This window comes from Lutibacter sp., from assembly GCF_041562875.1.
Taxonomy (GTDB): domain Bacteria; phylum Bacteroidota; class Bacteroidia; order Flavobacteriales; family Flavobacteriaceae; genus Lutibacter.
On record NZ_JBFFOE010000105.1, the window covers coordinates 1 to 7968 of the forward strand.

The 7968-nt window shown below is 32.4% G+C and carries 6 protein-coding genes; 1 reads left to right on the forward strand and 5 read right to left on the reverse strand.

Features of this window, described 5'->3' with window-relative positions; translation table 11 throughout:
- The 5 genes from glpT to ABY863_RS11630 form a co-directional block, all read right to left on the reverse strand.
- On the reverse strand, positions 1–1287 hold a 1287-nt coding region (gene glpT / locus ABY863_RS11610; RefSeq protein ID WP_372795000.1), incomplete at its 3' end, for a glycerol-3-phosphate transporter.
- A gap of 762 nt (positions 1288–2049) precedes the next feature.
- Entirely contained in the window at positions 2050–2820 is a 771-nt protein-coding gene (locus tag ABY863_RS11615; RefSeq protein WP_372795002.1) for a hypothetical protein, read from the reverse strand.
- 33 nt (positions 2821–2853) lie between these two features.
- Positions 2854–3591, reverse strand: a complete 738-nt coding sequence (locus tag ABY863_RS11620) for an MIP/aquaporin family protein (RefSeq protein WP_372795004.1) — start codon at positions 3589–3591, stop codon at positions 2854–2856.
- A gap of 34 nt (positions 3592–3625) precedes the next feature.
- The gene (gene glpK, locus ABY863_RS11625; RefSeq protein WP_372795006.1) at positions 3626–5122 is read right to left on the reverse strand and encodes a glycerol kinase GlpK; all 1497 of its coding nucleotides are present in this window, start codon (positions 5120–5122) and stop codon (positions 3626–3628) included.
- Between the two features lie 34 nt (positions 5123–5156).
- Positions 5157–6713: a glycerol-3-phosphate dehydrogenase/oxidase gene (locus ABY863_RS11630; protein ID WP_372795008.1), complete on the reverse strand. Its 1557-nt coding sequence runs from the start codon at positions 6711–6713 to the stop codon at positions 5157–5159.
- A 316-nt stretch (positions 6714–7029) separates the two neighbouring features.
- Here ABY863_RS11630 and ABY863_RS11635 point away from each other — a divergent pair, with 316 nt between their 5' ends.
- On the forward strand, positions 7030–7815 hold the full coding sequence (locus tag ABY863_RS11635) for a DeoR/GlpR family DNA-binding transcription regulator (protein WP_372795010.1): 786 nt from the start codon (positions 7030–7032) through the stop codon (positions 7813–7815).
- Positions 7816–7968 lie beyond the last annotated feature (153 nt).

A 7968-nucleotide genomic window follows, 5' to 3' on the forward strand; every position in this document is an offset into this window, starting at 1 on the left:
AATTAGCACAATTGCTATTACACATGAACTTAGCAATACAACAAAACCACCAGACCATCCCCAAGTATCAACCACAGCACCCATTGCAATATTTGCAAATAAAGCACCACCTAAATACCCAAATAAACCTGTTAAACCTGCTGCAGTACCTGCTGCTTTTTTAGGTACTAAATCTAAAGCATGAACTCCAATTAACATCACAGGACCATAGATTAAGAAACCAATACAAATTAAAGCTATTGAGTTAGCGAGTATTGAATCACTGGTCCAATACATATATATTGAAACCATGACAAGAAGCATATAAATAATACTCACAGGTGCTCGTTTTCCTTTAAACACTTTATCACTTAAATATCCGCAAAGTAGAGTACCCGGTATACCTGCCCATTCATAAGCAAAGTAAGCCCATCCTGATTCTTTTATAGAAAAACCCTTCGCTTCTTCAAGATATAAAGGGGCCCAATCTAACACACCATAACGCACTAAATAAACAAAGGCATTTGCAAAAGCGATAGACCACAATAATTTATTTTTCAATATATATTTGAAGAAGATTTCTTTAGCAGACATTTCTTCTTCAAATTTATCTGAATAGTTATCTGGATAATCATTTTTATATTTTTCAATATTTGGAAGTCCACATGATTGTGGTGTATCTCTAATTAAAAACCAAGCGATAACAGCGACACCTAAAGCAATTAATCCTGGAAAATATAATTTAGCATGCCAATCTGCAAAAATTGCAAAACCTAAAATTGCCAAGGGTCCAATAATACCACCACCAACATTATGAGCTACATTCCAAATAGCCATTTTTGTTCCTCGTTCTTTCAAAGAAAACCAGTGCACCATTACTCTTCCGCTTGGTGGCCAACCCATTCCTTGAAACCATCCATTCAAAATTAACAATACAAACATGATCATTATTGAAGATGTTGCAACGGGCAATATCCCCATTAAAATCATAGTAAAAGCTGACAGCACTAAACCTGCAGTTAAAAAATTACGGGCATTACTTCTATCAGAAACATTCCCCATAATAAATTTACTTAAGCCATAAGCAATAGAAACACCAGAAAGTGCAAAACCTAATTGTGTTTTAGAATACCCTAGATTCACCAAATCAGGCATTGCTAAAGAAAATACTTTTCTAACAAGGTAATAGCCAGCATAACCAACAAAAATTCCGATAAATACTTGTAATCTCAATCGCTTATAAGAGCTATCAACTTTATCGTCTGGAAGCAACTCCTTATGCGCTGCTGGTTTAAATATATTTATCATATTTATTGATTTAAAAAATTCTTAAATTATAACTTACTACCCTTTATTGTATCAATTTGAAACTAGCAAACTTTTTTCATTCAGAAATTACAGATAAAACACTATTAGCTAACACTAAATCGTTTTCGTAAAATCACATCTAAATAATTTTCATTTTTCGGATGATAAAACTACAATAATATAAAACATTTCGAAACTTTTTTTTGGTTTTTTATTCGAAACAATGACATATATCATAAAGCTTTAAAAATCACCTAAATAAAAATTAAAAACCAACATAATGCCAATCACGATTTACAAATCACCTCGCTTTAAACTTGATTAGAAATTTACAACAAAAATAAGTTTAAAGTATTTAATATTAAGAACTTAAAATGTATTCATATTAAATTAAATTTTACAAAAATGTATTCTTATTGAATATGAAAGGTAAATAAAGATGACAAACTTCAACTTTATTAAATTTAAGAACACTCACAAATACACATTATATTTCAAATTAAAATAAAACATTTCGAAAGTTATTAGATAACCCGTTTGAAATATTTAAAAGAAGAAGAAGAAGAAGAAGAAGAAGAAGAAGAAGAAGAAGAAGAAGAAGAAGAAGAAGAAGAAGAAGAACTCATTTAAAACCTTCACATAGCACAGCAACAGCTTCAATATTTAACTTTATATAAAAAAGATAAAACCCATAACTTAGATTTTCATCTAAATTATGGGTTTCGTAAATAAAAAGAACTCTGTAAATAAATTTTCTATTTCTTAAAATAACGTTACTGCCAATTGAACTCTTGCAATTTTAGTTGAAGGATTCCACAAGGTAGTTGCTGATACAGGAATACTTAAATCAGCCACTTTTAATATTTTTGAAGTAGTTAAACCTACATTCACTATATCAAAATTTTCTTGTCCATCACCATATAAGTGAGTATCTCCATTTAATGAGAAACCAGCTCCAACAAAAGCATCTAAATTAACTTTTGAACCTTTTATTAAAGGGTAAGAAATTTGCACATAAGATGAAGTACGTTGTTCAAAATCACCATTCGTATTGTATTGACCATCTCCACTACCAAACAATAAAAAGTCTGCTTCTAAAGTTAATGGAAAACTTTCCCCAAAATTATAAGACGTTCTTAAATCTAATAAATGACCTGAAGTTTCTTTGTCATAATCCCAAACATCAGGACTTGCAACACCTCTTGTATTAAATAAATCCCACAATCCAATAGAGAAACCATTTTTAGCATACTGAACGAAATAATTTATTTCTTTATAAGATGTTCCATCACTTTCATTAGAGAAAGACATCCCTCCCCAAAAACCTGTAGTAAAACTACCTGACTCATTTAATTTAAGAGACGTAAAAACCATAATCACAGGCTTGTCTGTAATTACTAAACCTCTCCATAAGTGATTTGATTGTAAGTTTACTGAGAAATCTATAGGGCTATCTTTCAATTCAGCTTCTTGAGCCATACCCATTTGCACTGATAAAACAGCGACTAAAAGTACTAATAATATTTTTTTCATTATTTTAATTTTAATATTTTGTTAATTATTTTCTTAAACTAAAGCAACATATAATAGCGCTGCAATTACACATCCAATAATTGGACCTACAACAGGAATCCAAGCGTATCCCCAGTCACTACTCCCTTTTACAGGTAAAATAGTGTGCATAATTCTTGGTCCTAAATCACGTGCTGGATTGATAGCATAACCAGTTGTACCACCTAATGATAAACCGATTACCCATACAAGAAATGCAACAGGTACTGCTCCAATTGAACCTAAACCTATAATAGCTCTTGCATTAACATCGCCAAGAATATCAAGACTTGGTCCAGCTAAATAAAATATTACAAATACTAAAACAAAAGTTCCTATAATTTCACTTATTAAGTTTGAAAAAGTGTTTTTAATAGCTGGTCCTGTACTAAAACAAGCTAATTTTCCACCTTCATCTTCAGTTGCTTTAAAATGATCTCTATAAAACAACCACACTAAAAATGCACCTAACATAGCTCCAATCATTTCTCCCGCTATATATTCTGGCACTAAACTCCAAGATAATTTTCCAGCTGTTGCTAATGCAATAGTTACTGCTGGGTTTAAATGCGCCCCACTATATGGACCTGCGACTACAACACCTACAAACACCGCTAAAGCCCAACCTGTAGTTATTACAATCCACCCTGAATTGTTTCCTTTTGTTCCGTTTAATACAACATTAGCCACTACTCCGTTACCTAACAAGATAAGCAACATGGTTCCTAATATTTCTGCTACTAAAATTGACATAATTTAAATGTTTTTATAATTATTAATTGATTATTTATTCTTCGATCCAGTTTTGAGCACATTTTACTGCTTTATGCCAGTAATGCAACATGTTTTCAACTTTCTCTTTCTCTAATTTTGGATAGAATTCTCTATCTACAATCCATTGAGATTGAATATCATCAACACTATCCCAATAACCTACAGCTAAACCAGCTAAATAAGCAGCTCCTAAAGCAGTAGTTTCTAATGTTTTTGGACGAATAATTTTAAATCCAAATAAATCTGATTGAATTTGCATTAACAAATCACTTGCTGCTGCACCGCCATCAACTCTTAATTCAATACTTTTTTCTCCTGCATCAGCTTCCATAGCTTTTACAATATCATACACTTGGAAAGCAATACCTTCTAAAGTTGCACGAGAAATATGAGCATCTGTTGTACCACGAGTAATCCCCATAATAACACCACGTGCGTATTGATCCCAATAAGGAGCTCCTAAACCTGTCATTGCAGGTACAAAATAAACACCTCCATTATCTTCAACCGTTTCTGCTAAATGATTGATGCCTGGAGCTGTTTTAACCATTTTTGCTCCATCACGCAACCATTGAATAGCTGCACCACCAACAAATACACTTCCTTCCAAAGCATAGGTAGTTTTTCCTTTAATTTTCCAACCAATGGTGGTTAGTAAATTATTGTTAGAATACACTGCTTTTTCTCCAGTATTCATTAATAAGAAACATCCTGTTCCATACGTGTTTTTAACCATTCCTGGCTTGGTACACATTTGTCCGAATAAAGCAGCTTGTTGATCACCAGCAATACCTGCAATTGGAATTTTAGTTGAAAACAACGTAGTAGCTGTTGTTCCATATATTTCACTACTTTCTTTTACTTCTGGTAAAATAGCTTTTGGAATATTAAATAACTCTAATAATTCTGTGTCCCACTCAAGCGTATGAATGTTAAGCAACATAGTTCTACTTGCGTTTGAAACATCGGTAATAAACATTTTACCTCTCGTCAATTTCCAAACTAACCAAGTATCAACAGTACCAAAACATAATTTACCTGCTTCAGCCTTTTCTCTTGCTCCTTCAACATTGTCAAGAATCCATCTTAATTTAGTTGCAGAAAAATAGGCGTCTAAAACCAACCCTGTTTTCTTTTTAATCATATCAATATGACCTGCAGCTTTTAATTCATCACAGTATTTTGCAGTTCTTCTATCTTGCCAAACAATTGCGTTATAAATAGGCTCGCTAGTTTCGCGATCCCACACAATGGTAGTTTCTCTTTGATTTGTAATACCTATTGCAGCAATTTCTTCCCCAGAAATTCCTTCTTGAGCTGTAACTTCCGCAGCTACTGATATTTGTGAAGACCATATTTCATTAGGGTTATGCTCTACCCATCCTGGTTTTGGGAAAATTTGTTCAAAAGGTTTTTGAGAAGTTCTTACAATTTCTCCATTGTGATTAAATAAAATCGCTCTGGAAGAGGTTGTACCTTGATCTAGGGCTAAAATTAATTTGTTTTTCATTATATGTATGGTTATTTGGGTTATTTATTCGTATTTACAAAATATAATTCATGGTGACTTGAATATAGTCCGCCACTTGCTTTTCTTCCCAAGCTTCATCCTCACCTAATTCAGCAGCCATCACTTTTGCAACTTTAGGCGCCATTTTAATACTCTCCTTTGCATCCAACAATTGACAACGCGTTCTACGTGCTAAAACATCTTCAACGGTTCGTGCCATTTCATATCTCACAGCCCATACTACTTGAGCTTTCATAATTCCTAATGAAGAACTCAACAATTCACTTAAGCCTTCTTCTTCCGCTAATTTTAAAATCTCTATTTCATCACTCCCATAAAAATATAAAGGGTTATTATGATCAACATTTTCTTTGTATCCATGTATTTTTAAATGCCTTGTTTTAGTTGAAATATGAGCCCAACCTTTTCTTTTTTCAGTTTTATCCACTAAATCCTCACCCATTTTTCTGAAAGTTGTCCATTTCCCACCAACCATCGTTAACAATCCAGAATCTGATGTGAATATTTTATGACTTCTTGAAATTTCTTTCGTTTTCTTACCTTCTTCTGTGGCAGCTAAAGGTCTAAGCCCTGCAAAAACACTTAATACATCACTTCTTTTTGGTGCTTTTGTTAAATACCTTGAAGCTGTAGTTAAAATAAATTGGATTTCCTCTTCTAAAGCTATAGGCTCTAAAGATTCTTCTTTAATAGGCGTATCAGTTGTACCAACCACTACTCTACCATGCCAAGGCACTAAAAACAAGACTCTACCATCATCTGTTTTAGGAATCATAATCGCATCATTATCTGGTAAAAAAGATTTATCTAACACTAAATGCACACCCTGACTAGGAGCAATGGTTTTTTTAGCATTTGGCGAATCCATTTTCAAAACATCATCTGCAAAAACACCTGTTGCATTCACAACTTGCTTTCCTTTTATTTCGTAAGACTTTTTCCCTTCTTCATCAAAAAATTGAACTCCCGAAATATTTCCACTTGCATCCTTTGCCAAGCCCGTTACTTTACAATAGTTAATTGCAATTGCACCTAACTCAGTAGCACTTTGCAATGCGTTAATTGCCAAACGCGTATCATCAAACTGACCATCATGATATACAACACCTGCAGTAATTTTTTGAGGATTAATTGTTGAAATACGTTTTAATGTTTTCGCTTTTGAAATACGTTTAGATCTTCCTAAACTAAATTTTCCAGCTAATAAATCATACAACGTTAAACCTACTGTATATTGTAATTCATCAAATAATCCTTGAGTAGGAATTATAAAAGACTGATTTTTAACTAAATGAGGGGCGTTTTGAGTTAATAAACCTCTTTCCACAACAGCTTCTCTCACCAATCCAACATCTCCTTGTGCCAAATAACGAACACCTCCGTGAACCAACTTTGTACTTTTACTTGATGTAGATTTTGTAAAATCAGACATTTCAAGTAAAATTACTGAATACCCTCTTGAAGAAGCATCCAGAGCAATTCCAATCCCTGTAGCACCACCTCCAATTACAATAAAATCATATTCTTTATTGTTTTTACTAATTTTATCAATCATTTCAACTCTCTTCATAATCCGTATTTTAATAGGTTTCTTTCTCTTTTATGTAATAATTATTACGTAAACATATAATAAAAAGAAACATTCCGAAAGTTTTTTTATATTTTTTTTTAAATTTAATGATAAATATCATACATAATAGCTGAAAAATGTTTCCTTTTACTTGTTTTCTAACTTTTTTTACTTTTTTATATCTAAAATCTTAACATAAATAACACTAGTACCCATAAGAAACTTCAAACCAAATAATTAACAACTTACCCTTTAGTATCACTAAAAATCAGCATCCCAAAAATTTAATTTATTACACTTAAAATCATATCTTTGTATGATAAAAAAAACAAAAATGCTACTAAACATCATAGACCGACATAAATTGATACTGGATAAACTGGAACAAAACGGCTTTGTTACCGTTAATGATTTAAGCCAAGAATTTGATGTTTCTGTAGTAACCATTCGAAAGGACCTGAAATTATTGGAAGAAAGAAAATTATTATTTAGATCACACGGTAGAGCTATTCCTTCAAATCCATATACTACTGAACATCATGTGAATATTAAGGAAAAGATAAACACCAAAGAAAAAAACAGAATTGCTATTGCTGCTGGATTAACTTTAGAACCCTTTGACAGTATTATAATTGCATCAGGCACCTCTGTTATAGAATTTGCAAGACACATAAAACCTGTTGAAGGCTTAACCGTATTAACAGCATCGCTAAACACAGCTCTAATATTAGCTGAGAATACGACTATTGATGTGATGCAATTAGGAGGTATGGTACGATCGAGCTCATCGTCTGTAATTGGTCCAATTGGAGAAAAAATGTTAGCTGAATTCACTTTTACAAAATTATTTTTAGGCGTAGACGGTATCGATTTAGACTTTGGACTCTCAACAACCAACTCTATGGAAGCTTCTCTGAATAAAGAAATGATAAAAGCTGCTCAAAAAATTATTGTACTCGCTGATTCTTCTAAATTTGGTAAAAAAGGCTTTGGAAGAATATGTGGTCTTGAAGATATAGATCAAATTATTACCGATAGTGGCATTGATGAAATCACAAAAAACAAACTTATTGAAATTGGGATTGATGTTACCATTGTTTAAAAGTTAACTTCCTAAATTAAAGTTTAATCATTTAAATACTTATATCACATCGCAGTTGACGTATTATCCTCAGCTTAATAAGAGAAACGTCATCTCCGGCTTGATCGGAGATCTGTCACTAACAAGTCTAAATGTTATTAGGTAATTCTATTC